The sequence below is a fragment of the Mesorhizobium sp. L2C084A000 genome (genome assembly GCF_000502875.1).
Lineage (GTDB): Bacteria > Pseudomonadota > Alphaproteobacteria > Rhizobiales > Rhizobiaceae > Mesorhizobium.
Window position 1 is genome coordinate 99,658 of the sequence record NZ_AYWX01000001.1, and the last position, 24,381, is coordinate 124,038.

Below are 24,381 nucleotides of genomic sequence, written 5' to 3' on the forward strand. Positions count from 1 at the left end.
CATTCCGAGGTTTTTGATGTAGAACATAAAGGGAACAAACAGGTGCGCCATGAAACTGCCCGGAAAACTCGACTATCTGGAAATGCCCGCGACCGGTGGAACGCTGGACCGGCTGAAGGCTTTCTACAGTACTGCCTTTGCCTGGTCGTTCACCGATTATGGGCCGACCTATTCGGCTTTTGCCGAAGGCCTGGACGGAGGCTTCCAGGCAGATGCCACGGAAGCGCCATCAAAGCCGCTGCCCGTGCTCTACAGCAGGGATCTGGAGCAAACCCTCGACGCTGTCGAAAGCGCCGGCGGCACGATCGTCAAACCGATCTTCCCGTTCCCCGGCGGCCGGCGCTTCCACTTCGTCGATCCAGCCGGAAACGAGATGGCGGTGTGGTCCGAATAGCCCGCTGCATATCATTTGGCAGTGCTGCGTTGCCTGCCCAATTCGAGCGTTCCAACCGTCACTCATAAGGATTGTGCTTTTTGGCTGCTCTGCTAATAACGCGCCGCACAAGCGACTCTGACGGCAATTGGGGCGTCGCCAAGTGGTAAGGCATCGGTTTTTGGTACCGACATTCCCAGGTTCGAATCCTGGCGCCCCAGCCATCCCGCTCAGGTCCGTTCCGAACACATGGGACCCGAGAGTACCTTTGCGATCTTCCATGAAGCCGGTCGGTTAATAGTTCGACTGCGTCATAAGTTCAGCGAAACCAACGCCATCGCGGCAAATTCGGGTCAGCATTTGCACATGATCTGGACAGTGTCGCCTTGAACATCTCCTTCTTTCCATACATAGGTCGGCCAGGTGGGTGGCGGCTCAACATGGAACTTCAATGAACCTTCCTATCTTCGCCATCAACCTCGATCGCGAGACCCAGCGCTGGAGCGAATTGCTTGCCAGCGCCGAAACGGCAGGACTGACCTTGCGGCGCATTGCCGCCGTCGACGGTCGGGCGCTTGCTGAAAAAGACTGGACGGAGATCGATCTGCCAGCCGCGCGCAAGCTGAGCGGGCGCGACATCCTTTCGGGCGAATATGCCTGTTACCGCAGCCATATCCAGGCGCTGGAAACGTTCCTGGCCGGTGGCAGCGCCCATGGCCTGATCGTCGAGGACGACGTCCTCTTCAGCGAAAACACCATGCGGCGCATCGAGGCCATCATCGCGGCGGTGCCGGATTTCGATGTCATCAAGCTGACCAACCATCGCATGAGCTTCTTCATGCGCGCGGTCGAGACAGTGGAAGGCGACGAGATCGGTCGTGCGCTGCATGGCCCGCAAGGCTCGGCCGCCGCCTATCTGGTGACGCGGGAGGGCGCGCAGGGTCTGTTGTCGGCGCTCGCCGTTATGAAAATGCCATGGGACGTTGCACTCGAGCGCTTTTGGGATACCGGTCTGAAAGTCTATTCGGTCCGCCAAAACGTGCTTGGCTTCGCCGCCAGCAGTGGGATCTCGGGCATAGCGGGCCCCTCGGGAAGCTACAAATCCGCAAGGCTGGGCGGGCCGAGCCGGATACGTGCCGGGGTGTTGCGGGCCAGCGACGAGCTGCGCCGCCTCCATCACGTCCTGCTGCCGCCCCCTCTGCCGCGAGATGCCCTGGATGATGCCAAGGACAACGCGCCGCGCCACACCTTGCTTCTGTTGCTTGCGGCACTCGCCATTCTAGCTTTGGTTTCCGCGGTGTGGCGCGAGGCCGACACCTACCGCTATGCGGGCCTGGCGCTGGCCCTGTTCGCGGTCATCCGCTGGTTCAGAGTGGATTTGTGGACCTACAGCAAACCGCTGATCGGTTGGGTCGGCTTTCTGTGTCTGGGCTGGTCGCTCTATGTCTTCATCCGACTGGCGATCGTCTATTTCGGCACCCACCAGTTGGGTGGCGCCGAAGGCATTTACATGTTTCCGCTGTTCTACGCGACGACCGGCTTCGCGTTTCTGCTGTTTGTCAGGCAACCCGCACGGCTCGTGCTCTGGTTCATGATCCTCAGTCTCGTCTTCCTGGCTGCGGACACCTTCTATTCGGACATGTTTCAAGGCATCCAACCGGCCCCGTGGCTTTTCAACAATCCCATCCACGCGTCGGTAGCGGCCGGTTTCATCTTCCTCTGCACGCTGCAATTCATGGCCTACTCGGCCCAGAGAACGGACCTCGGGAAAGCAACCAAGAACCTGCATTGGGTCCTCTCGACAGCCGTCCTGCTGCTTGCCCTCGTCAATATCATCGAGATGCGGTCAAAGGGAGTGTGGCTTGCGCTTGCGCTCGCTCTGCTCTTGTTGGCGGTCATGACCCTGGCGAGAGGCCATCGTCGCGAACTGTTGGTTTCGGGTGGCGTGCTGGTGATCGTGGCGGCCGGCATTGTCGCAGCACACAACATCTTCTCGTCCACCGCCGACGATACCATGGCATTCATCAAAACCTTGGTTCCGGATGTGTTCAGGCATGGGGTCCTCCCCGCCTTCGACCGTGCCATCGCGAGCGACGCGGTTCCGCTTGCAGCCAAGGAGAGGCTGATGCTGTGGGCGGATGCGATCAATATCTGGAAGCGCCACCCGATCTTCGGAGCCAGTTCCAGCTGGCTGACCGAATGGCAGAACAGAACCTATCATCCCATGATCTTCAACGTCTTCCACAATGGTTATCTGGAGATTGCCGTGCGCTATGGTGTGGTCGGATTGGCGTTCTTTGCCTTTCTCTACACCTGGTCGGCCAGGCAGGTTCTACTGGCCATGCGAGCCAAGCTTGTCGCTCCGGCCGCATGGTCCTGCTACATCTCCACACTGGTCTTCTTCGCCCTAAGCATCCTTACCAATTCCAACAACCGGCTGGCCATGGGTGAGGCCTTCATGTGGTTTGCCGCGGCGTTCGGCTTCTACTGTTTTTATGTTCGCCAGCAGAAGAACCTTGTCGCGCCGCGGACCTATTTTTAGGGTCTGCCGGCGCAGCACGTATCTGACCAGCCGATTGCGACCAATGCACCTTTGAGGCCCCGCTCAATTTCCCGATAATCGGGAAAGTCGATGCCAAAATCCATGGCTTATCGCCGGCAACCCCTTCGTTACGATCGACACGGATCACAGACAGGGGTTGTCACGGACATGCTGACTGACAGGCAGGCACGCGAAGCGGTGGAGCAGTACCGCGAGGAAGGATACGCGGTCGTTCGACAATTCGTCGACGGCGACGAGATGATCCGGCTGAAGAAGGAAACCGATGCGGTCTATGCCGACGGCCTCAAGCATCACGCCACCTTCCGGCACGGCAACCTGAATTTCCAGATCCTGCCTGAATCGGACTTTGGCCAACGCTATGTGCTGCAGGCTTACTGGTTTTCCTGGATCAATTCCTATTTCGAAGAATTCCGCCGCAATCCCGACTATCTGAAGCTGCTCGAGGGCCTGATCGGCCGTGACATAAGGCAGATCGCCCAACAGCTGCACTGGAAGCCGCCCGGCGCCAATGTCACGGGTTATCGCTTCCACCAGGATCTGCGCTTCCGTAACCAGGCCGCCTTCGACAATGTCGCCGACGCCACCGTGACAACAGGCCTCGCGGTCGATCGGGCGACGCTGGACAATGGCTGCCTTCAGGTCGTGCCCGGCAGCCACAAGCTCGGCTATCTCGGCCTGTCGGACGAGGGAACCGGCGAACTGATGAAGGGCCTGACCGCCGAAGAAGAGTTGCGCAAGGTCGGCATCGACCCGGCGACCATCGTTCCGCTGGTGCTGGAGCCGGGCGACCTTGCTTTATGGGGGCTGCTTACCGTGCACGGCTCCTCGCCCAACAAATCGCAGCACGACCGGGCCTTTGCGCTGTCCAGCTATGTGCGGGCCGATACGACGCAACGTGGCGAATGGGCGTTCAGGGACGGTGTTTCGGTGCCGCTCGGCAAGACGCCGGCACTGTGCAAATACGAAAAGCTCTTCGAGGAGCCGGGGCCGATGTACGACACCACCGCCTGGTGGAAATGACGCTGCCGCGTCGGGCGACGGGGGCAGAGGGGGCCTGGCGTTCGCGCCAGGCCCCTGACGGCGTTGGCCATGGGCAATCGCGCAGCATTTCAGGCGGTGAAGTCGGCCGACAGTTCGCGGATCAGGAAATCGACGAACGCGCGCACCTTGGCCGCAATATAGGTGCGGTGCGGATAGAGCGCGTAGATCGGGCTGGAGCCGGGGCGAAACTCATCCAGCTGCACTTCCAGCCGGCCGTGCCTGATCGCAGCGTCGACCAGCAGGCTGGGCAGGTTGCCGATGCCGAAACCGGCGGTGGTCATCTGGTAGGCGGCCTCGACGCTGTTGGTCGAGATGCGCCCGCCGACAGCCGCATCGAAAGGGCCGTCGGGTCCGATGAATGGCCACGTGCCAAGGCGCTTGGCGAAATTGCTCAGCACGCAGGAATGGCTTGCCAGCTCATCCGGGTGGACCGGACGGCCGTTTGCATCCCAATAATCGGGCGTGGCGCAGACATAGTTGCGGACTTCACCAAGCCGGCGGGCAATCAGGGCGGAATCCGCCTGACCGCCGAAGCGGATGGCCACATCGTAGCCTTCCTCGACAATGCCGACGACATAACGCGCGGTGAGGTCGAACTCGATCGTGGTGAGCGGGTTTTCTTCGAGGAATTTCGGCACCAGCTTGGTTATGCGCGTGTGGCCCAGAACATTGGAGCAGGAAACCCGGATCAGGCCGCGCGTCTCCTTGTGCAGGCCGCGCGTCGAATCCTGCAGTTCGGAAATGTCGTCGAGCAGGCTGCGCGCACGCGGAGCATAGTCGCGGCCCGCCTCGGTGAGGCTAAGACGCCTTGTGGTGCGATTGATGAGCCGGACGCCGAGGTCGTCTTCCAGTTCCTTGATGGTGCGGCTGACCGCCGTCGTCGACATGTTGAGATCGCGGGCCGCCGCCGACAGGCTGCCCAGCAGGCAGACTCGATCGAACACCCGCATCGCCGTCAGAAGATTCATCTTGCCTTCCCCTCGCCGTCGCGGCCCCGCCGCCATCGGCTGCGTCCTGTAGAAAACAGCGCCCAGCAACGACGCGGCAAGGGCATTCCACCGAATTTGGGCGTAAAATCAACAATGGGAGAACCGATATGACATCCAGACCTCTTCATCCGGCGATCGGCACATTTGCGAAAGGCGCGAAGAGCGGCGCGCTTGGCCGCCGCGAGTTCCTGGCGCTGGCCAGCGCCTTCGGCGCCAGCACCGCGATTGCCTATGGGCTCATCGGTCAGCCGGTCCCGGCGCGGGCCGAAGAAGCCGCCCAACCCAGGAAGGGCGGCGTGCTGCGTGTTGCCATGCAGGTGATGGAGCTGGAAGACCCGCGCAAGTTCAAGGTTTCGCAGATGGGCAACATCGCCATGCAGTTTCTCGAACCGCTGGTGCGCTGGAAGCCGGATTTCACCTTCGAGCCGGTGCTGCTGCAGAGCTGGGAGATCAATGCGGACGCCACGGAATATGTGCTCAAGGTGCGCCCGGGGGTGAAATGGTCGAACGGCGACGATTTCACCGCCACGGATGTCGCCTTCAACATCACGCGCTGGTGCGAGAAGGATGCCGCCGGCAACTCGATGGCCGGGCGCATGACCGCGCTGATCGATCCCGACACCAAGGTGGCGCGCACTGGTGCCATCGAGGTTCGCGACGGCCACACCGTGGTCCTGAAACTGTCTCAGCCCGACATCACCATCATCCCCGCGATGACCGACTACCCGGCATTGATCGTCCACCACACCTTCAATCCGAAGGCTGCGCCACTGTCGGCCAACCCCGTTTCCACGGGCCCGTTCGAACTTAAAAAACTCGATGTCGGCGTTGCTGCCTCGGTGCGCAAGCGGCCGGACGGGTCGTGGTGGGGCGGCGAGGTGTTCCTCGACGGCATCGACTGGACCGACTACGGCACCGACTCGGCCGCCACCGTCTCCGCCTTCGAATCCGGTGAGATCGACCTGAATGGGCAGACGCAGTCCTATGACGTCGCCATGCTCGACAGGCTGGGCCTGAAGAAAAGCGAGATCGTCACTGCCGCCACCCTGGTCTCGCGCTGCAACGTCAACGCCAAACCCTATGACGACAAGCGCGTGCGCAACGCCATACAGCTTGCGGTCGACAACGAAGCGGTGCTGCAACTGGGCGCCGACGGCATGGGTATCGTCGCGCAGAACGATCATGTCGGACCGATGCATCCCGAACACGCCGACCTGCCGCCGATCAAACGTGATCCGGTCCGGGCCAGGGCATTGCTCGAGGAAGCCGGCCAGCTCGATTTCGAGTTTGATCTGATCTCGGTCGAAGCCGATTACCGCAAGGAAAGCTCCGATGCCGTCGCCCAGCAGATGCGCGAAGCCGGCTTCAAGGTGAAACGCACCGTCATCCCGGAATCGGCATTCTGGAACGACTGGACGAAGTATCCCTTCGCGACCACCAATTGGAACGCCCGACCGCTCGGCATCCAGACCTATGCGCTTGCCTACCAGACCGGTTCGGCATGGAACGAGACAGGGTTCGCCGATCCCGACTTCGATGCCAAGGTCCACAAGGCCAACGCCATCGCCGATCCGGAGCAGCGCCGTGCGGTGATGAAGGAACTGCAGGTCATGCTGCAGGATTCCGGCATCATCGTTCAGCCCTACTGGCGAAAGCTGTTCTGCCATATGAAACCTGCCTTGATGGGTTACCAGATGCATCAGGCCTATGAGCAGGACTTCACCCGGGCTTGGCTCGCCGCCTGATCGCGGGCGACAGGGCGGCGCATTCTGCAGCGCCGTCTTTACCCTTGGTCACCGGGAAAGTTGCGGCGTGGCGCCGCCATCAAGAACGGTCGTGGAGCAGTGCGGGCTTCGCATCGGACACGATGCACAGATGCGCCCACACATGCCCTGCCATGGCAGGTCAGCAGGGACCTCAGGCCGCCACATCAGACCAGCCGGCACACCAAGCATGCGAAACATTCTGGTTTCTGCGTCTGTCATCGTCACACTCCGGTTCACAACTGGAGCTTACTTTTGCCTGACGGCAGCGAAACCCGCTTTCCCCGACAACGACCTTCCCGAAAACCGGGAGAATTCACGCCTGGATGCCAACCGGAAGACAAGACCCGCGGCGGCAGGATCGAGTCACTTGAGCGATCTTGCCGCCTCCTCCTTGTGATCATACCGGATCTTAACAGGCGTCCGTCGCGCAGTTTAGCGGAAATCGCCCGACTTGTTGTTACGCGGAACTCCGGTCTGCCGCGGACGTTAAGCCCGGCAAGACATTTCTTGCTGAAGCAAGAGCGAGTATTGTGAAGCGGACGCAACCAGTCCCGAGCCACACACGGCCTGTTGGATTTGACGCAATGGCATGTTGAAATGACGGAACAAGCGGAGTTATTCCCATCCGATTTGGAGATTCTAAATTGCCAGTCCGAATATGCTGCGTCTTTGGGACCTGGCAATTGCTCAGCTTGGTTGCCTCACTTCGCCAGTCAATAGCGGATGAAAGCTCGCCGCCGCAACAGGAGCATGAGGACTATCTTGTCCTTTATGAAACGGCCGGCGTTTCCGAGCATTTCAAGACTGATCTTGCTAAGCTTGCGTCTACAGTATGGACCTGGAAACGGATCATATGGGCATACGACCTTCTGACATCCGAGCGTAAATATGGGCAACTGCAAATTTTCCGGATCCATCATCAGATCCGAGCCACGATAGGTCTTGAAGTGAGTTCTGCAGATGAAATCTGGGCCTGCTTCGTTAACCGGCCATCGGAAAAAATACTGCTGGACTCATACCCAAGAGCCAAGATCGTTCTGTATGAGGATGGCTTGACATCATACCTTCCGTTTGAAGTGTCAACCATGGCACGGCCGCCAGGCACCAGGCTTCGAAAGCGCATCACCGGAGCCTTTATTGCAGGCCTCTCTGCAATTTCACCGGCGCTCCGTTTAAGGAAAATGGCTGACAAGATAGAAAGACGCCACCTGAAACGGGTGAGACTCTTTTACTCTTTGCTTAGCGAAATCCCCGTTCCATATGCTCTGGCGGATGTACCGAGATCGCAGGTCGGCGCTTCACTGATGCGCGATTTAATAGATGAGGTCAGCAGGGATGCGCTTTCCGGCGACAATGGAGATTGCCGTGCGTCAACCAACCCGCGGATCCTGCTGCTGGGCCAGGCATTGTCACGAAACGGCATAATGTCGTACGCGCAAGAGGCGGCGATCTATCGGCACATTGCGGAGCAGATCGTCGAGAGGGGATACGATATCGTCTGGAAGGAACATCCTAGAATAAGGGCGCCCTTCTTCCCCGAGTTGCTTGATGCGGTCGGAAATATGACATCCGACCCCAGCACCAGGATCACGGAGGCGAACCTTCCGCACACATACCCGATAGAGCTTATCGTATCCCGGATGAATATCGTTTGCTGCGTCTCCGGCACGTCAGCCGCCCTTCTTTATCTGAAATGGCTTTACGGCATCAAAGCATACACATTTGCAGAAACATTGATCCCGCTCATGACCGGCGCGGACATTTTAATGAGTGACATGGTAAGGACCCATGCGATGCCTTTTTCAGCGCTCCAATCTTCGAATGAGACACAAGCAGGTATCTGTTGAAGGCGGGTGTCCGGTTTAGTGACACGTATGGCACCCATGATATCCTGATGGATGCCATGCTCAGCGGGAACACGCGGTAACCAATGCTGGTTCGGTGCGGACAAGCCACATCGATAATGGCGACAAACTATTTTCTGGCCTGTTTTATATGAGACCGGCAGACTACGACGCCGTTGTGGGACCCGACAATCAGTCGTTTTAATCCAAGTATGTCACGCTCGAGGACAGAGCCGCGCTGTTTAATGATGCCTATGTCGACGACACCCACTTGGAGTGCGTTGAAACCGTCAAGTACGACAGGAATCTGCTGGTGTTGTTCATCAATTCGATTGAATCGGTCCACGGCGTCACAGTCCGCCAGCCCACAGCCAAATGCCGGCTTTTCGTCAATCTGGTTGGAGAAGTCGAAAAGCCGTTTTACATCAAAGGAAAAAAGATACGGCCGCGCTATGTTCCGGTGCACCAAAGCCAGGATGAAGCGGAACAAACCTGGCTAAAGAGGCTCAAGCAAAAATTGCGGCTTTGAGAGACACGCCGTCGATCTGAGTTTCAGCCTGAACCGCCAATACCGAGCCGGATTCGACCTTTGCGGCGGCCAGGCACAGATTGGAACAGAATGAGATTTTATCCAGCCGCCGAACGGATCGCTTTTTTCGGCACGCTTATCGCTGTTCTTGCCCTTGCATTGCTGCCTATACCCCGACTCGAGGAGTATGGGATCGATATCGGTTTCCGGTCCGACAAGCTGAACCACGCCAGCGCCTTTGCCGTCATGACTTTCCTTGGAGGGCTCGGCTGGCCCGATCGCAAGACAAGGCTGATCGTCTTCCTCGCCATGGTTGGAGCGGCGATCGAGGTCCTCCAGGGCACGGCGCTGATACGACGTGATCTGGATGTGTTCGACTGGGTTGCCGATTGCGCCGGCATCGCATGTGGCCTCGTGGCCGTGATCTGTGTGAACTGGATCTTGCGGCGCAGAGGTTGAGCCTGTTGTCAGGCCTTATGTGCACGGCGCCGATAGCCACAGGAGTTCGCCCTCGGCTCCATTGACTCGGCGAAATCGGATTGCAACGATCCGATCCGGGAGTAGCGATTTTTCTACCTTGGCCGGACAGATGAAGCTTCGGGCGCGGCACCCAGGAAGCGCACCATCAGTATTGAGGGACGATGACGATCAAGATCAGGCTTCCGGGTGGTGTGTTGAAGGTCAAGCAACGTCATGAACTGCGGCGGCGGGAGTACAAGGGCGAAGTCCCGGTCTGGCAGTGTGGCAAATATTTCGTCATCTGGTGGCCCAGTACAATTCCTGATCGACCCTCCAAGAGCTCGAATACTGACAAGGAGCTTGAAATGACCCTTCCATCGACTGGAGAAGGCACGTAAGCTCTATGCATCATGGCTTTGCGAATCAGATTGCCGGGGGGCACACTGAAGGTGAAGACCTACCGCGAACTGCGTGATCGCGAGCGGGATCGCAGGGTGCCTGTGCTGAAGCTGGGATCACTCTATTTCGTCTGGGCTTCGGCCAAACTGCATTCGCACAAACACAATCCGACGCTCTGATTTTTTTGCCGGGGTTCACACTTTTCCCTGAAATCGCTCCAGAGCCGCCCATTCGCAGGTAGCGCGACCTGGGTCAGCTTGCCTCGCGCATCGCTTCGGCCGCCTGCAGGTCGACCGACACCAGCTGACTGACGCCCTGCTCGGCCATGGTCACGCCGAACAGCCGGTTCATGCGCGCCATGGTGATGGGATTGTGGGTGATGATGACGAAGCGCGTCTCGGTGGTGGCGGCCATCTCGTCCATCAGGTTGCAGAAGCGTTCGACATTGTGGTCGTCGAGCGGCGCGTCGACTTCATCGAGCACGCAGATCGGCGCCGGATTGGTCAGGAACACAGCGAAGATCAGCGACATCGCCGTCAACGCCTGCTCGCCACCGGACAGCAGCGTCATGGTCTGTGGCTTCTTGCCGGGCGGGCGGGCAAGGATTTCGAGACCGGCCTCGAGCGGATCGTCGGATTCGATCAGCTGCAATTCCGCCGTGCCGCCGCCAAACAGATGCGAGAACAGCCGCTGGAAATGCCCGTTGACGACCTCGAAGGCGGCCAGCAGCCGCTCACGGCCTTCGCGGTTGAGGCTCTGGATCGCCTGCCTGAGCTTGCGGATCGCCTCGATGATGTCCTCGCGCTCCGACACGATCGCCTCCAGCCGGTCGGATAGCTCCTTCTGCTCCTCCTCGGCGCGCAGATTGACGGCGCCGAGCCGTTCGCGCTCGATCTTCAGCCGATCGAGCTGACGCTCGATCTCGGCCATTTCAGGCATCGGGCTGTCAGCCTCAAGACCGGTGTGGCGGATGACCAGATGCGGTGGTGTGTTCAGCGTCTCCTGGATGCGCGCCTCGACCTCCAGCCGGCGTTCGTCGGCTGCGGTCAGCCGCTCTTCGGCGCGAACGCGGGTCTCGCGCGCCTCGGCCAGGAACTGGATGGCGCCGGCGGCGGCCTTGTCCAGTTCGGATTGCCGGTTCTCCGCTTCCTGCAAACGGTCGGCCGCCGCCTTGCGCAAGCTCTCGGCCTCGGTGAGCTGCGACAGCAAGGCACGCCGCTTGGCGTCGATTTCATCGGGAGCATCGGCCAGCCGCTCGCGTTCGGCCTCGGCCTCGGCCTTGCGTTCGCCGAGCGATGCGATCTGCGTCGAGGCGTTTTCGGCCCGCTCCAGCCAGTTGCTGCGCTCGGCGCCAATGGCATCGAGCCGGCGCGCGCGCGCCTCGGCTTCGCGCCGCAGCCCCTCATGCACGGCACGCGCATCGGCAAGCGCGGCGCGGTCGCGGGCGACATTGGCCGAGGACTGTTCGAGCTGCAATTGCAGATCGCCAAGATGGGGCGCGTCCTGCAGCAGCATTTCCGCCTCGGCGAAGGCGGCCGAAATCTCCTCATGGCTGTCGACGATGCGGGCGCGCGCTTCATCGAGCGCGGCGCGCCGGCTCTGCAATTCGCCGCCGGCTCTCTCGGCCTCGGCCAACGCATTGCGGGCAGCGTCCAGCCGATGCTGGGCGTCACGACCGGCCTGGCGCGTGTTGCGCTCGGCCTCGCTTGCCAGGCGCAGCGCCTGTTCAGCCTCTCCCAGCGCCTCCTCGGCCTGGCGCAGGACGAGCGTCGCCTGTATCGCCTCGGCATCGAGCTCAGCCAGCCGGTTCTTCTGCGCCAGCCGTTGTGCTGCGGCGGTCGGCGCATCGGCGCTGGCGGTAAAGCCATCCCAACGCCAGAGCGCGCCTTCACGGCTGACCAGCCTCTGGCCGGGAGCAAGCAGCGATTGCAACCGGCGGCCGTCGCCGGCGGTATCGACGATACCGACCTGCGCCAGGCGGCGGGCGAGCTGTGCCGGCGCGTGAACCACGCTGGCAAGGCTTTTTACGCCTTCGGGCAGGGCCGCGTCGCCGGGCTGGATCCCGCTTTCGCCCCAATGCACCGGAGCGCTGCGGTCGAGCGGCACGTCGAGATCTTCGCCAAGGGCCGCACCCAGCGCCGTTTCGAAACCGCGATCGACGCTGATCTTTTCCAACACGGCCGGGAAGAGATCCCCACTGGCGGCATTCAGGATTTTTGCCAGAGTGCGCGCTTCGGTTTCGATCCGTGCCAGCTCGGCCCTGGCATCCTGAAGCGGTGGCCGGGCGGCGCTTTCGACAGCGCGGGCATCGATGACCGACTGCTCGGCCTCGGACACGGCAGCCTCGGCCTCCTCCAGCAGCGCCATGGCCTGTTCGACCAGCACGCGCTTCTCGGCCGGATCGGGCAGGCCAGCGACCTTGGAGAGTATCTCCGACAATTCCCGGTCGACATCGGCAAGCTGACGCGCGAAGCGGTCGCGGCGCTCGGCGGTGTCGCGCAGCGTCCGTTCGATCTGGTTGCGCGAGGCGGCAGCCTCGGCCCGTTCGGCGGTCAGCGCGGCGAGCTTGGCTTCGCTTTGCGAAAGCGTCGACGCCGCCTGTTCGAACGCCGCACGGGTGGTGGCTTCGCGTTCGGCGGCGCCGGCATTTTCCGAATTGAGTGCTGCCTCTTCGGTGCGAAGGCGCTCGAGAATGTCCGCATTGTCGCGGACCATGCGCTCTTCACGTGCGATATCGCCGTCGAGCTGCTGCAGCCGGCGCTCGAGTTCGCTCTGACGGGCGCGGATGCGACCGGCTTCCTCCTCGATCTGCGACTTGGCGATCGACAGGCGCTGGAAGGCAGCGGCGGCGGCGGCTTCCGCGTCGCGCAGGTCCGGCAGCCTATGAGCGCCGATGCCTTGCTCCCTGGCGGCGGCCATCTGGGCTGCGGCGCGGTCGCCGACCAGTGCTGTCGCAACCGCCAGCGCCGAACGTGCCTCGCCTTCCTGGGTCTTGGCCAGTGTCCAGCGCAAATGCAAAAGCGTCGCTTCTGCCTTGCGGATATCGGCCGACAGGTTCTTGAAGCGGGACGCCTGGCGCGCCTGGCGCTTCAGGCTTTCGATCTGGCTTTCCAGCTCGCCGACGACGTCGTCCAGTCGTTCGAGGTTCTGCTCGGCCGCCTTCAGCCGCAGTTCTGCCTCGTGGCGGCGGGTGTGCAGGCCGGAAATGCCTGCCGCCTCTTCGAGCAGCGCGCGGCGTGCCTGCGGCTTGGCCTGGATCAGTTCGCCAATGCGGCCTTGACCGACCATCGACGGCGAACGCGCGCCGGTTGACTGGTCTGCGAACAGAAGCTGCACGTCCTTGGCACGGGCCTCCTTGCCGTTGATACGGTAAAGCGAGCCGGCCTCGCGCTCGATGCGGCGCGACACCTGCAGTTCGTCGGCATCGTTGAAGGCAGCGGGCGCCGAGCGGTCACTGTTGTCGAGGAAAAGCGTGACTTCGGCGGTGTTGCGTGCGGGCCGAGTGCCCGAGCCGGAAAAGATGACGTCGTCCATGCCGGACGCGCGCATGTTCTTGTAGGAGCTTTCGCCCATCACCCAGCGCAGCGCCTCGACAAGGTTCGACTTGCCGCAGCCATTCGGCCCGACAATGCCGGTCAGGCCGCGTTCGATGACGAACTCGCCGGGCTCGACGAAGGACTTGAAACCGAGGAGGCGAAGGCGCGAAAACTTCATTCGCCCCGCCCACTAAGCGGATTTCCGTGATTTTGCGAAAGGAATTCGCGGCACGACAGGAAGCCGCGCACGCCGAAGCGCCGCCGCCTCAGGGCTGACTGGATGTCAGAGCAGAGGGTCGATGATGGCCGACATTTCCTCAATCGACATCGCCCCTTTGTAGGTCTTACCGTTGATGAAGAAGGTCGGTGTCGAGTCGACCTTGAATTCATTGGCGCCGCGCTTCTGGACCGATCTCACATCGTCCAGAAGTTTCTGGTCCGTCAAGCAGGCCTCGAAGGACTCCTGTGTAAAACCGGCGAGCTTCGAGATTTGCAGCAGCGCATCCTTGGTATTCTGAACGCCAACCCAGTTCGCCTGCTGCCTGAACAGGACGTCGACCATAGGGTAATAGTTATCCTTGGCGCAGCGCGCCAGCATAAAACCGGCTTCGGCGCTCGGATCGAACGGGAATTCGCGCAGGATGTAGCGGACCTTGCCGGTGTCGATGTACTTGGTCTTCAGGTCCGGAAAGGTGGTCTCGGCGAAATGCGCGCAGTGTGGGCAGGTCATCGAGGCGTATTCGACGATGGTGACCTTGGCGTCATCCTTGCCNTCGGCGAAATGCGCGCAGTGTGGGCAGGTCATCGAGGCGTATTCGACGATGGTGACCTTGGCGTCATCCTTGCCAAGCTGCTTGTCGGGCAGCGCACCCGGCTTCATCAGTTCCGCCACATCCACGGTGCCCTGGGCCTCCGGCGCGGTGGCGGCGGCCGGCGTGGCCGCCTTCGCGGGGGCGGCCGGGGCCGCAGGCTTCACATCCGCGGCCTTCGCCTCCTCGCCAGAGTCGCTGCAGGCGGCGAGCAGGGCCACCGCCGGAATGGCGGCCAGCGAAGACAGGACATTTCTGCGAGACAAGCTTTGACCAAACGGGGGACGGTTCATACGAATCACCTGACAAGGGTTGGATTTTGCAATGCAAAGACACGAAAAGGCGAGAGTTGGCGCGAATTAAGGCATCTCGATCCCCAATCCAATCGCGAAACCTGACAAGGGCGATCACGAATGCGAGATATTGACGACGAATCCATGACTTTCTTCGAGACGCCTATGATTTTCTCTCCCCAATAATGGTCGCGCCAAGTTTCTCCAGCGAGGCGCGCAGTTCATCATTATCGACCAGGCCGACAGTTCCCGACAATTTCGTCTTCTCAGCCGCCGTCAGCGGCCTCAGGGCCGGTTTGCGCTTTCCTTTGTCGGCTGTCACCGGCTTCTGCAGGATCCTGATGCGATTGATGGCGGTGAAGCCGAGGAAGGCGTTGACCCGGTTGATGATCTCGCCCGTCTCGTGCTGCAGATGAAGTGCCGCCATGCCTTCGCAGGCAATGACCAGCACGGCCGGCTCGAACGGATCGTCCTCATGCATACGGCGCGGCCACTGGATTTTTTCGGGGCGCGAATGGCTGGCCAGCCGCGGGCCGGCGATCTCGTCCCATGACTGGACGAGGCCGATCGAAATGCCGGCCCGCTTGCGCAGCACCGGATCGAGGATCCTGGTCGCGAGATCGCTGACCGGGATGGGATTGCCGTAGGGCGTTCTCCCTGCCATGTACGTCCTCCAGCGACGACCCAGCAGATACCGGCCAGGCCAATACAAGATCAATGGCACCAGCAGACCAGACCCGCAAGACCGCATCCTGGGATAGTGGCAAAGCCACATCCGGAGATAGCAGCACAGCTGCATCCGGTGTCAGCGACGATATCGCATCCCGCCTGCTCAGCTGGTACGATGTGCATCACCGTGAATTGCCGTGGCGCATCACACCAATTGAGCATGCGCGCGGCGTGCGGCCTGATCCCTACCGCATCTGGCTCTCCGAGGTCATGCTGCAGCAGACCACCGTCGAAGCGGTGAAGGCTTATTTCAAGGTATTCGTCGAGAAATGGCCCGATGTCGAAGCGCTGGCCGCGGCGCCCACCGAGGACGTGATGAAGGCCTGGGCCGGGCTCGGCTACTACTCCCGCGCCCGCAATCTCAAGGCCTGTGCCGATCTTGTGGCCGCGCGTGGCGGCCGGTTTCCCGACACGGAGACGGGTTTGAGAGAACTGCCCGGCATCGGCGCCTATACGTCGGCGGCCATCACGGCGATTGCCCTCGATCGCCCCGCCGCCGTTGTCGACGGCAATGTCGAACGTGTCATCTCCCGGCTGTTTTCGATCACAACCCCGCTCAGCGAAGCCAAGCCCGAGATCCGTGCCCATGTCGAGCGCATGGTGCCCGGGACAAGGCCTGGCGACTTCGCCCAAGCGATGATGGATCTCGGCGCCACCATCTGCACGCCACGCCGGCCGCGCTGCATGCTGTGCCCGCTGCGCGAAGACTGCAGCGCGGTCGTTTCAGGCGATCCCGAGCACTTCCCGGTGCGCCTGCCCAAGGCCGACAAGCCGCAGCGGCACGGCGCGGCCTTTGTCGCCGTGCGGGCCGACGGCGCCATCCTTCTGCGCAAACGGGCAGAGAAGGGTTTGCTCGGCGGCATGACCGAGGTGCCGACGACGGGCTGGACCGCGCGGATCGATGGGGCAACCACGGAAGCGGCCGCGCCCTTTCCCGCCGACTGGCGGCATGCGGGCCGCATTGCGCATGTCTTCACGCATTTCGCTCTCGAACTCGAAGTCTTTCACGCTCACATCAAAGGTGATGCGCCAGACGGGCATTTCTGGTCGCTCGCTCACGAGATTTCCGGCGAGGCGCTGCCGACTGTCATGAAAAAGGCAATCGAGGCTGCGATACCCGGCGCGACGAAAAAGCCGTCGCCACACAGTGCAAAGAGGCCCCATGACTGAAATACGCCACATCGTTTTCGACATCGGCCGCGTGCTGATCCACTACGATCCCAACATTCCGTTCAGCCGCCTCATTCCGGATGCCGAAGAGAGAAAGTGGTTTTTCGACAATGTCTGCACGCATGATTGGAACATCGAGCAGGATCGCGGCCGCACCTGGGAAGAGGCCGAGGCGCTGCTGATCGCGGACCATCCCGATCACGCGGAAAACATCCGCGGTTTCCGCCGCCATTGGCACGAGATGGTGCCGCATGCTTATGACGACAGCGTCGCCATCATGGTCGGCCTGATCGAGAGCGGCCACGACGTGACCATGCTGACCAACTTCGCCAGCGACACGCTGGCCGAAGCCCGCGAGCGCTTCGATTTTCTCAATCGTCCGCGCGGCGTCACCATCTCCGGCGAGATCGGCATGATCAAGCCCGATCGCGGCATTTACGATCATCACATCGCCGCCTTCGGCCTCGAACCGGCCGCGACGCTGTTCATCGACGACAGCCAGAAGAATGTCGACGGCGCCAAGGCGGCCGGCTGGCAGTCGGTGCTGTTCACCGATGCAAAGGCGCTTCAAGCAGACCTTGAGCGGCATGGCATCGCGACCTGATCGAGACCGGCAATGGGCAAGCTCGTTCTGACCTTCAACCCGGAATGGTCAATACTTGACGCCAGTGTCGAGCATGGCCACTTTCGAGGACGTGGCGATGCCTATTTCCCGACCGACGAGGTAAGCGAATTTATTGTGTCATTGCAGGCCTATCCGCTTAAACGCGCGGATCTGGTCCTGAGATCGCCCGGCCTGATAAGCATCTCGGTTTTCCCGGCGGATGGCGTCGGTCACCTGTTCGTCCGGATCGAGGTCGCGGAGGAGATCGAAGCCCGTGACTTCGCGCGTGTGCGACTCCGGACGGACTATTCGCGTCTGTCGCGTTTTGCCAGTCAGCTCTCACTGATGGCGAAAGGCGAGGTCAGCGAAATCATCCTGGAGGAAGACAAGGCCTGAGCTGCCGATCAGGCCCCTGCCCGCTCCATGCCGAGCCGCGCGATGCGGCGAAGCTCGTCGATCGGGGTCAGGCCACCGCTGCGCTCATAATGCCAGAAGGTCCAGCCGTTGCAGGCGTCCAGCCCCTGCACTTCGGCACCGATCTTGTGGATCGAGCCGGCGCTGTCGCCGATCGCCACCGTGCCGTCGGCGCGCACCTTGGCCGCCCAGCGCTTCTTGGCATCGTAGAGCGTCGCGCCCGGCATCATCAGGCCGGTGTCGATCAGGCTGACAAAGGCGACGCGCGGCTCGGCGCGCTTGCCCGTGAGAACGGTCAAGTCGGCCTCTTCCAGCGGCCGCACCGCGTCGATGCGCTCGTTGGCGGCGTCGATATAGGCCTGCTCGCGTTCGATGCCGACGAAATGGCGGCCGAGACGCTTGGCCACCGCGCCCGTGGTGCCTGAGCCGAAGAAGGGATCGAGCACGATGTCGCCCGGTTTGGTCGAGGCCATCATGATGCGGGCAAGCAGCGCTTCCGGTTTCTGCGTCGGATGCAGCTTGTCGCCATTGTCGTTCTTCAGCCGCTCGCCGCCGGTGCAGATCGGAAACAGCCAGTCGGAGCGCATCTGGATGTCGTCGTTGGACGCCTTCATCGCTTCGTAGTTGAAGGTATAGCCCTTGCCCTTCTGATCGCGCGTAGCCCAGATCATCGTCTCATGCGCGTTCTGGAAGCGGCGGCCACGGAAATTTGGCATCGGGTTGGTCTTGCGCCAGACGACGTCGTTAAGGATCCAGAAGCCGAGATCCTGCATCTTGGCGCCGACCCGGAAGATGTTGTGATAGGAGCCGATGACCCAGATGGTGCCGTTGGGCTTCAGCACCCGGCGCGCCGCCAGCAGCCAGGCACGCGTGAAAGCGTCATAGGCCTCGAAACTCTCGAACTGGTCCCAGTCGTCGTCGACGGCGTCGACCTTGGACTGATCGGGGCGGTGCAGGTCGCCGTCGAGCTGCAGATTGTAGGGCGGATCGGCGAAGATGACGTCGATCGATTTTTCGGGCAACCGGTCGAGCGCGGCGACGCAGTCGCCCTTGAGGATCGTGTCCAGCCATTCGGATTGCTGGGGAGCGTGGGATAGCTCGTCGAGAAGACGCACGGCAGACATTCTGACACCCAAGGCACGCGTTACTGTTTACTCTCCGTTATGGTTACCGATCAGCGTAAATATTCCGTGAAGGCCAAGGGACGGGTGTGGCGAATTTGCGAAGGCGGCCCTGTTGGTGTATGCCGCGCCGCCTGAGCCTTCCGAGGCCACTTCGCCCTCCTATTGTCCGGATCACCATGCCCCAGCCAGACCTTGTCATCTTCGATTGCGACGGCGTGCTCGTCGATTCCGAGATCATCGCCGCCCGCGTCGACGCCGAGCTTTTGACCTTGGCAGGATACGAGATATCGGCTGAGGAGATTTCGGAGAGCTATGCCGGCCTGACCTTCAAGGACATCATGCTGCGGGTCGAGGAAAAGTCCCGCATCCCCTTCCAGGCCTCTCTGATCGACAGGGAGGAACAATTGGTCGACCGCAAACTGCGCAGCGACGTCCGCGCCATCGATGGCGTGCGCGAGGCCGTTGCCGCGGTAAGCGTGCCGCGCTGCGTCTGCTCGAATTCACGCTCCGAGCGGATCGAATTCATGCTGGAAAAGGTGCATCTTCTGCCGTTTTTCACCGACCGGATTTTTTCGGCGATGGAAACACCGACCGGGAAAACGAAACCGGCGCCGGACGTGTTCCTGTTCGCGGCGGAGAAACTCAGCGCCAACCCGGCGAACACTTTCGTTATCGAGGATTCCGTGCACGGCGTTCACGGCGCAAGGACGGCGGGCATGCGGGTGATCGGCTTCACCGGAGCCGCCCACAGCTATCCCGGCCATGCCGACGCGCTCACCGAGGCCGGCGCCGAAACGGTGATCCGCCGCTGGGCAGAGTTGAAAAGCGTGATCGCGGCGCTGTCGGAGTGGTCGGACGCCTGAGGGCGATTGAATTTCGCCCTCGTGGCGGGACTTTTCTCGCCCGGTCGGTCTACCGTTCTCGTGCTTCAGAGTGGTAGGAGGCGATACTGCAATTTTGGGAGCTGGTTTTCATTTCAAAACCCTGATGGCTATGCGATGATTGCGTCATGACGATTGAGCTTGAAATCACGCCAGAGTTACAGGCCCGCATCGATGCTATCGCGGCGCGGTCCAGCCTGTCCGCGTCGGAAGTCGTTGCGGACGCGCTTGAGAACGGCCACTCCCTTGAGTGGCAGGAGCGGTTTTTAGACAAGGTGAACGCAGGAATTGAAGCGGCCGACCGTGGTGAATTTGCCAGCCGTGCCGATATCGAGCGGGTGTTGAACAAGTACCGCCCCACCTGATGCAGGTTTCATGGACGAGCGCCGCTCTCGACGACCTCGACCAGATTCAGGATTTTATCGCGCAGGACAGTCCCGTTGCGGCGTATCGGCTAACAGCCGATCTGATTGGTCGCACCGACGAACTCTTGGCGTCAAATCCCATGGTCGGACGCAAGGGACGAGCGGGCGGAACCCGCGAGCTTGTGATAGCGCGGACATCCTATATCGTTGTTTATCGGGTGCGCGGCAGTGACGTTGAAATCATCGCCGTTGTCCATGGGGCCAGAGAATGGCCGGAGAGCCTCACATAGCCCGCCCATGTCTTGTGTTCGCCGCTTAGTTCGTCGCGGCGGCTCTCTTCCTCTGCTTCTTCTTCGGCTTGTCGGCCGTTGCCTGATGCGCGGTTTCGTCATAGCCGGCAAAGGCCTGATAGTCCTGCGCCGTCGGCTCGGGCACGACAATATTGGAATCGGTGAAGACGAACTGCGTGGCGACCGAAGGATCGGTGACCTGGACCTGATACTGGTGGATCTGCGAATAGAGGACCTCGGTGCCATGCATCACAGCCGTGCGGATGGGCATGGTGATGGTGCCTGGAGAAAACTTCGGTCCGGGGACAATCTTGCCGGCGACCGCGATCTTCATCGTCAACTGGCCGTTGGCACGGCTGCAGTCGCGTGTCACGTCGCTGACCGATGCCTGGTAGATGATGTTGGCCGATTCGTCGGGCGGAGTTGCAGCAGCGGCGTCAGCCTCGGCCTGGGCCGCGGCATCCTGCGCGGCGTCGCCGGTCTTCTTGATCCTGGGCTTGGGCTTCTGAGCTTCCTTGGAATAGGTGTTGAAGAAAGCCGTGCCGTCCCGCACCGTCACCCTGGGACAATAGGCCTGCAACTGGCTGGCCAGTATCTTGGGATCCTGGGGCGGCGGTGGCGCCGTCGGGTCCTCCTTCTTGCCTATGCCGAGGTTCAGGATGCCATTGTCGCCCGATTGGCAGCCGGCGGCGGCAAGCATAAAGCCGGTGAGCGCAAGACCCGCCAAAAAGCGACCACTGAATGTACGAAACGCCATGAAACTGCACTTCCCTCTCGCAAAGCTGGTGACGTATATCAACCGCGCGGCAAAAATGCGACTGAGCCAGCGCAGAAATTAACCACCTTGCGGTGGATGGAAAAGCCAAGCAGTAACGGAATTGTGACATGCATTATGTGAGTACCCGCGGGGAAGCCCCCGTTCTTGGATTTTCCGACGCCGTGCTGGCCGGGCTGGCGCGCGACGGCGGGCTCTACGTGCCGCGCGAGTGGCCACAGTTTTCCGCCGCCGAGATCCGCGCCATGCGCGGCCTTGCCTATCCCGAACTTGCCATCCGCGTGCTGTCGCCGTTCCTTGGCGACGAGATCCCGGCCTCCGTTTTCGAGCGGCTGGTGCGCGAAGCCTATGCCACCTTCCGCCACGAGGCCGTCTGCCCGCTGGTGCAGACCGGCCCCAACACCTTCATCCTGGAACTCTTCCACGGGCCGACGCTCGCCTTCAAGGACGTGGCGATGCAGCTTCTGGCCCGGCTGATGGACCATGTGCTTGCCGAACGCGACCAGCACGCCACCATCGTCGGCGCCACCTCGGGCGATACCGGCGGGGCGGCCATCGATGCCTTTGCCGGTCGCAGCCGGACCGACATCTTCATCCTTTTCCCGCACGGCCGCGTCTCGCCGGTGCAGCAGCGGCAGATGACGACGTCGACGGCTGCAAACGTCCATGCGCTGGCGATCGAAGGCAATTTCGACGATTGCCAGGGCCTGCTCAAGGACATGTTCAACGATCACGGATTTCGCGACCGGGTGGCGCTTTCGGGCGTCAACTCGATCAACTGGGCCCGGATCATGGCCCAGATCGTCTATTATTTCTCCTCGGCGCTGTCGCTTGGCGCGCCGGACAGGCCGGTCTCCTTCACCGTGCCGACCGGCAATTTCGGCGATATCTTCGCCGGCTACGCGGCCAAGAAGATGGGCTTGCCGATCGAGCGGCTGGTCATCGCCACCAACGACAATGACATCCTGGCGCGGACCTTCGCGACAGGGGAATATCGCACCAAGGGTGTCTTTGCGACCACGTCGCCGTCGATGGATATCCAGGTGTCGTCCAATTTCGAACGCCTGCTGTTCGAGGCCTCCGGCCGTGACGCGGCGACCGTGCGGCGCTACATGGACGGTCTGAAGCAGTCCGGCGCTTTCACCATCGAACCCCAGCAAATCGCCGGGATGCGGTCGGAATTCGACGCCGGCCGGGCTGATATGGACGAGGTCGCCGCCACCATCCGCTCGACGCTCGCGGCCAGCAACTATCTGCTCGATCCGCACACCGCGGCAGCTGTGCATGTCGCTGCGGGCAAGGCGTCAGGCGCCGTGCCGATGGTGGTGCTGGGTACCGCACACCCGGCAAAATTCCCGGCCGCCGTCGAAGCCGCCAGCGGCGTGTCGCCCGCACTGCCCGCATGGCTAGGTGGGTTGATGACATCGGAGGAAAAATACACGGTACTTCCCTCCGACCTGAAAATGGTGGAAGATTATGTCGGCCGCCGCGCGCGGGCGGCGCGTTAAGGAGTACTAGCCATATGGGTGTTGAGGTAAGCCGTCTGTCGAACGGCCTGACAGTCGCCACCGAAACCCTTCAAAGCATCGAATCGGTTGCCCTTGGTGCCTGGGTCAAGTCGGGTGCCCGCAATGAACGTGAGGACGAGCATGGCATGGCCCATCTGCTCGAGCACATGGCGTTCAAGGGCACGAAAAGGCGGAGCGCCTTCGAAATCGCCTCGGAGATCGAGGACGTCGGCGGCGAGATCAACGCCGCCACCAGCGTCGAAACCACTTCCTACTATGCCAGGGTGCTCTCCGACGACGTGCCGCTGGCCGTCGACATTCTTGCCGACATCCTGCAGGAGTCCGAATTCGACCCGCAGGAACTCGAACGCGAACAGCATGTGATCCTGCAGGAGATCGGCGCCGCGCACGACACGCCCGACGACATCGTCTTCGACCGTTTCACCGAGACGGCGTTTCGCCACCAGACCATCGGCCGCTCCATTCTCGGCACGCCCGAAACGGTCAAATCCTTCACCTCCAAGCAACTCCACGACTTCATCGAGCGGCAATATGGCGCCGAGCGCATGGTGATCGTCGCCGCCGGCGACATCAAGCACGACAATTTCGTGCGCGAGGTCGAAAAGCAACTCGGCGGCTTCCGCAGCAAGGCCGACAGCACCATCCCGCAATATGCGCAATATGTCGGCGGCGACTTCCGTGAGGACCGCGACCTGATGGACGCGCAGATCGTGCTGGGGTTCGAAGGCCGGGCCTATCATGTGCGCGACTTCTATGCCTCGCAGGTGCTGTCGATGATCCTCGGCGGTGGCATGTCGTCGCGCCTGTTCCAGGAGGTCCGCGAGAAGCGCGGCCTGTGTTATTCCGTCTATGCTTTCCATTGGGGCTTTTCCGACACCGGCGTCTTCGGCGTCCATGCCGCAACCGGCCAAAGCGACATCGCCGAACTGGTGCCTGTCATCATCGACGAACTGCAGAAGGCCGGCGAGAAAATCCTGCAGGAAGAACTCGACCGGGCGCGCGCCCAATATCGCGCCGGACTGATCATGTCCGCCGAAAGCCCGGCCAGCCGCGCTTCGCAGATCGCACGGCAGCTGCTTCTGTTCGGCCGGCCGATCGCCAAGGAGGAACTGATGGAACGGCTGTCGGCGCTGACGGTCGAGCGGCTGACCGATCTATCGTCGCGCTTGTTCTCGACCAAGCCGACGCTTACCGCTGTCGGGCCTGTGGGCACACTGGCGCCATACGAGGCGATCCTCGAATCGCTCGCAGGCACGCAGACCACGGCCCGTAAGCTCGCCGTCTAAGCCCCTCGAAGCGTCGTGTTCGCGCTCCCTTTCTTTCGCCGCGACCTGCCGGCGCTGAAAGGCGACCGCGTCACGCTGCGCGTGCCGTTCACCAACGACTTCCGCGAGTGGGCGGCGGTGCGCGGCGAAAGCCGCGCCTTCCTCGAACCCTGGGAGCCACGCTGGACTCCCGATGAACTCGACCGCAACGCATGGCGGCTGCGCATCAGCCGCTATCGCGAAGATTATGCGCAGGGAACCGCGATCGCCTTCTTCATCTTCGAGAGGAGCAGCGGCAAGCTGGCGGGCGGCATCACGCTGGGCAACATACGCCATGGCGTCTCGCAAAGCGGCCATGTCGGCTACTGGATCGGCGAGCGCTTCGGCGGCCGCGGCCTGATGACCGACGCGGTCAAGGTGGTGACCCGCTTCGCCTTCGATACGCTGAGGTTGCACCGGATTGAAGCGGCCTGTATTCCCGACAACATCAGGTCGATCCGCGTGCTTGAAAAAGCCGGATTTCGGCGCGAAGGACTGCTGCGATCCTATCTCAGGATCAACGGCATCTGGCAGGACCACTACCTCTACGCCCGGATCGCGGACGATCCGCCGGGCGTTGGAACGAAGGACTGAT

24 protein-coding genes and 1 tRNA gene are annotated in these 24,381 nt (G+C 61.7%); 19 read left to right on the top strand and 6 right to left on the bottom strand.

The genetic code is table 11. The annotated features are described in order from the left end of the window. The first annotated feature begins 49 nt into the window (after window positions 1–49). From X735_RS165035 to X735_RS165020, 4 genes are all read left to right on the top strand, one after another. Window positions 50–394 (top strand): VOC family protein, encoded by a 345-nt coding sequence (locus X735_RS165035; protein ID WP_023808570.1) that lies wholly within the window; start codon window positions 50–52, stop codon window positions 392–394. A gap of 128 nt (window positions 395–522) precedes the next feature. Next, a tRNA-Gln gene (locus tag X735_RS165030) sits at window positions 523–597 on the top strand. A gap of 227 nt (window positions 598–824) precedes the next feature. Continuing rightward, window positions 825–2,915: an O-antigen ligase family protein gene (locus X735_RS165025; protein WP_023808571.1), complete on the top strand. Its 2,091-nt coding sequence runs from the start codon at window positions 825–827 to the stop codon at window positions 2,913–2,915. A gap of 168 nt (window positions 2,916–3,083) precedes the next feature. Then, a complete protein-coding gene (locus tag X735_RS165020) occupies window positions 3,084–3,956 on the top strand; it encodes a phytanoyl-CoA dioxygenase family protein (RefSeq protein WP_023808572.1) in 873 nt (290 codons plus the stop codon). Between the two features lie 89 nt (window positions 3,957–4,045). On the opposite strand, the gene X735_RS165015 is transcribed toward X735_RS165020, so the two are convergent. Beyond that, on the bottom strand, window positions 4,046–4,945 hold the full coding sequence (locus X735_RS165015; RefSeq protein WP_023808573.1) for a LysR family transcriptional regulator: 900 nt from the start codon (window positions 4,943–4,945) through the stop codon (window positions 4,046–4,048). Window positions 4,946–5,073: 128 nt separating this feature from the next. Between X735_RS165015 and X735_RS165010 the strand changes: the two genes are divergently transcribed. From X735_RS165010 to X735_RS1000000169205, 6 genes are all read left to right on the top strand, one after another. Next, on the top strand, window positions 5,074–6,711 hold the full coding sequence (locus tag X735_RS165010) for an ABC transporter substrate-binding protein (RefSeq protein ID WP_023808574.1): 1,638 nt from the start codon (window positions 5,074–5,076) through the stop codon (window positions 6,709–6,711). A 665-nt stretch (window positions 6,712–7,376) separates the two neighbouring features. After that, on the top strand, window positions 7,377–8,579 hold the full coding sequence (locus tag X735_RS165005; protein WP_280940275.1) for a polysialyltransferase family glycosyltransferase: 1,203 nt from the start codon (window positions 7,377–7,379) through the stop codon (window positions 8,577–8,579). A gap of 310 nt (window positions 8,580–8,889) precedes the next feature. Next, the gene (locus X735_RS1000000169200) at window positions 8,890–9,105 is read left to right on the top strand and encodes a hypothetical protein (RefSeq protein ID WP_196815283.1); all 216 of its coding nucleotides are present in this window, start codon (window positions 8,890–8,892) and stop codon (window positions 9,103–9,105) included. A gap of 90 nt (window positions 9,106–9,195) precedes the next feature. Further along, the gene (locus tag X735_RS165000; protein WP_023808577.1) at window positions 9,196–9,564 is read left to right on the top strand and encodes a hypothetical protein; all 369 of its coding nucleotides are present in this window, start codon (window positions 9,196–9,198) and stop codon (window positions 9,562–9,564) included. A gap of 182 nt (window positions 9,565–9,746) precedes the next feature. Beyond that, a complete protein-coding gene (locus tag X735_RS1000000167030; protein ID WP_081734726.1) occupies window positions 9,747–9,962 on the top strand; it encodes a hypothetical protein in 216 nt (71 codons plus the stop codon). A gap of 12 nt (window positions 9,963–9,974) precedes the next feature. Continuing rightward, complete coding sequence (locus tag X735_RS1000000169205; protein WP_196815284.1) at window positions 9,975–10,142, top strand: hypothetical protein; 168 nt, start codon at window positions 9,975–9,977, stop codon at window positions 10,140–10,142. 73 nt (window positions 10,143–10,215) lie between these two features. Here X735_RS1000000169205 and smc read toward each other — a convergent pair whose 3' ends face one another. The 3 genes from smc to X735_RS164985 form a co-directional block, all read right to left on the bottom strand. Further along, window positions 10,216–13,677: a chromosome segregation protein SMC gene (gene smc / locus X735_RS164995; protein WP_023808579.1), complete on the bottom strand. Its 3,462-nt coding sequence runs from the start codon at window positions 13,675–13,677 to the stop codon at window positions 10,216–10,218. A 105-nt stretch (window positions 13,678–13,782) separates the two neighbouring features. Next, the gene (locus X735_RS164990) at window positions 13,783–14,601 is read right to left on the bottom strand and encodes a DsbA family protein (RefSeq protein ID WP_023808580.1); all 819 of its coding nucleotides are present in this window, start codon (window positions 14,599–14,601) and stop codon (window positions 13,783–13,785) included. A 163-nt stretch (window positions 14,602–14,764) separates the two neighbouring features. After that, window positions 14,765–15,265 (bottom strand): DUF721 domain-containing protein, encoded by a 501-nt coding sequence (locus X735_RS164985; protein ID WP_023808581.1) that lies wholly within the window; start codon window positions 15,263–15,265, stop codon window positions 14,765–14,767. Window positions 15,266–15,318: 53 nt separating this feature from the next. Between X735_RS164985 and mutY the strand changes: the two genes are divergently transcribed. Genes mutY through X735_RS164970 form a run of 3 tightly spaced genes read left to right on the top strand, consistent with a single transcriptional unit; the run spans window position 15,319 to window position 17,500 of the window. Beyond that, window positions 15,319–16,500 carry an A/G-specific adenine glycosylase gene (mutY, locus tag X735_RS164980; protein ID WP_023808582.1) on the top strand — a complete coding sequence of 394 codons (1,182 nt, stop codon included), beginning with the start codon at window positions 15,319–15,321 and terminating at the stop codon, window positions 16,498–16,500. Further along, entirely contained in the window at window positions 16,493–17,104 is a 612-nt protein-coding gene (locus tag X735_RS164975; protein ID WP_023808583.1) for an HAD family phosphatase, read from the top strand. Before mutY ends, X735_RS164975 begins: the two co-directional genes overlap by 8 nt. A gap of 12 nt (window positions 17,105–17,116) precedes the next feature. Next, on the top strand, window positions 17,117–17,500 hold the full coding sequence (locus X735_RS164970; protein ID WP_023808584.1) for a hypothetical protein: 384 nt from the start codon (window positions 17,117–17,119) through the stop codon (window positions 17,498–17,500). A gap of 8 nt (window positions 17,501–17,508) precedes the next feature. Here X735_RS164970 and X735_RS164965 read toward each other — a convergent pair whose 3' ends face one another. After that, window positions 17,509–18,642: a site-specific DNA-methyltransferase gene (locus X735_RS164965; RefSeq protein WP_023808585.1), complete on the bottom strand. Its 1,134-nt coding sequence runs from the start codon at window positions 18,640–18,642 to the stop codon at window positions 17,509–17,511. A 176-nt stretch (window positions 18,643–18,818) separates the two neighbouring features. Between X735_RS164965 and X735_RS164960 the strand changes: the two genes are divergently transcribed. The 3 genes from X735_RS164960 to X735_RS164950 all read left to right on the top strand — a co-directional run bounded on the left by X735_RS164960 (window position 18,819) and on the right by X735_RS164950 (window position 20,178). Then, window positions 18,819–19,505, top strand: coding sequence for an HAD family phosphatase (locus tag X735_RS164960; RefSeq protein WP_023808586.1), 687 nt, complete (start codon window positions 18,819–18,821; stop codon window positions 19,503–19,505). A 146-nt stretch (window positions 19,506–19,651) separates the two neighbouring features. Further along, complete coding sequence (locus tag X735_RS164955) at window positions 19,652–19,888, top strand: transcriptional regulator (RefSeq protein WP_023808587.1); 237 nt, start codon at window positions 19,652–19,654, stop codon at window positions 19,886–19,888. Then, window positions 19,888–20,178 carry a type II toxin-antitoxin system RelE/ParE family toxin gene (locus X735_RS164950; RefSeq protein WP_023808588.1) on the top strand — a complete coding sequence of 97 codons (291 nt, stop codon included), beginning with the start codon at window positions 19,888–19,890 and terminating at the stop codon, window positions 20,176–20,178. Before X735_RS164955 ends, X735_RS164950 begins: the two co-directional genes overlap by 1 nt. 25 nt (window positions 20,179–20,203) lie before the next feature. Here X735_RS164950 and X735_RS164945 read toward each other — a convergent pair whose 3' ends face one another. Further along, window positions 20,204–20,935, bottom strand: coding sequence for a hypothetical protein (locus X735_RS164945; protein WP_023808589.1), 732 nt, complete (start codon window positions 20,933–20,935; stop codon window positions 20,204–20,206). Window positions 20,936–21,063: 128 nt separating this feature from the next. On the opposite strand from X735_RS164945, the gene thrC reads away from it, so the two are divergent. The 3 genes from thrC to X735_RS164930 are packed head-to-tail and all read left to right on the top strand — an operon-like array spanning window position 21,064 to window position 24,380. Further along, window positions 21,064–22,461 (top strand): threonine synthase, encoded by a 1,398-nt coding sequence (thrC, locus tag X735_RS164940; protein WP_023808590.1) that lies wholly within the window; start codon window positions 21,064–21,066, stop codon window positions 22,459–22,461. Window positions 22,462–22,475: 14 nt separating this feature from the next. After that, window positions 22,476–23,768, top strand: a complete 1,293-nt coding sequence (locus X735_RS164935; RefSeq protein ID WP_023808591.1) for a pitrilysin family protein — start codon at window positions 22,476–22,478, stop codon at window positions 23,766–23,768. A gap of 15 nt (window positions 23,769–23,783) precedes the next feature. After that, a complete protein-coding gene (locus tag X735_RS164930; protein ID WP_023808592.1) occupies window positions 23,784–24,380 on the top strand; it encodes a GNAT family protein in 597 nt (198 codons plus the stop codon). The last annotated feature ends 1 nt before the right edge of the window (window position 24,381 follow it).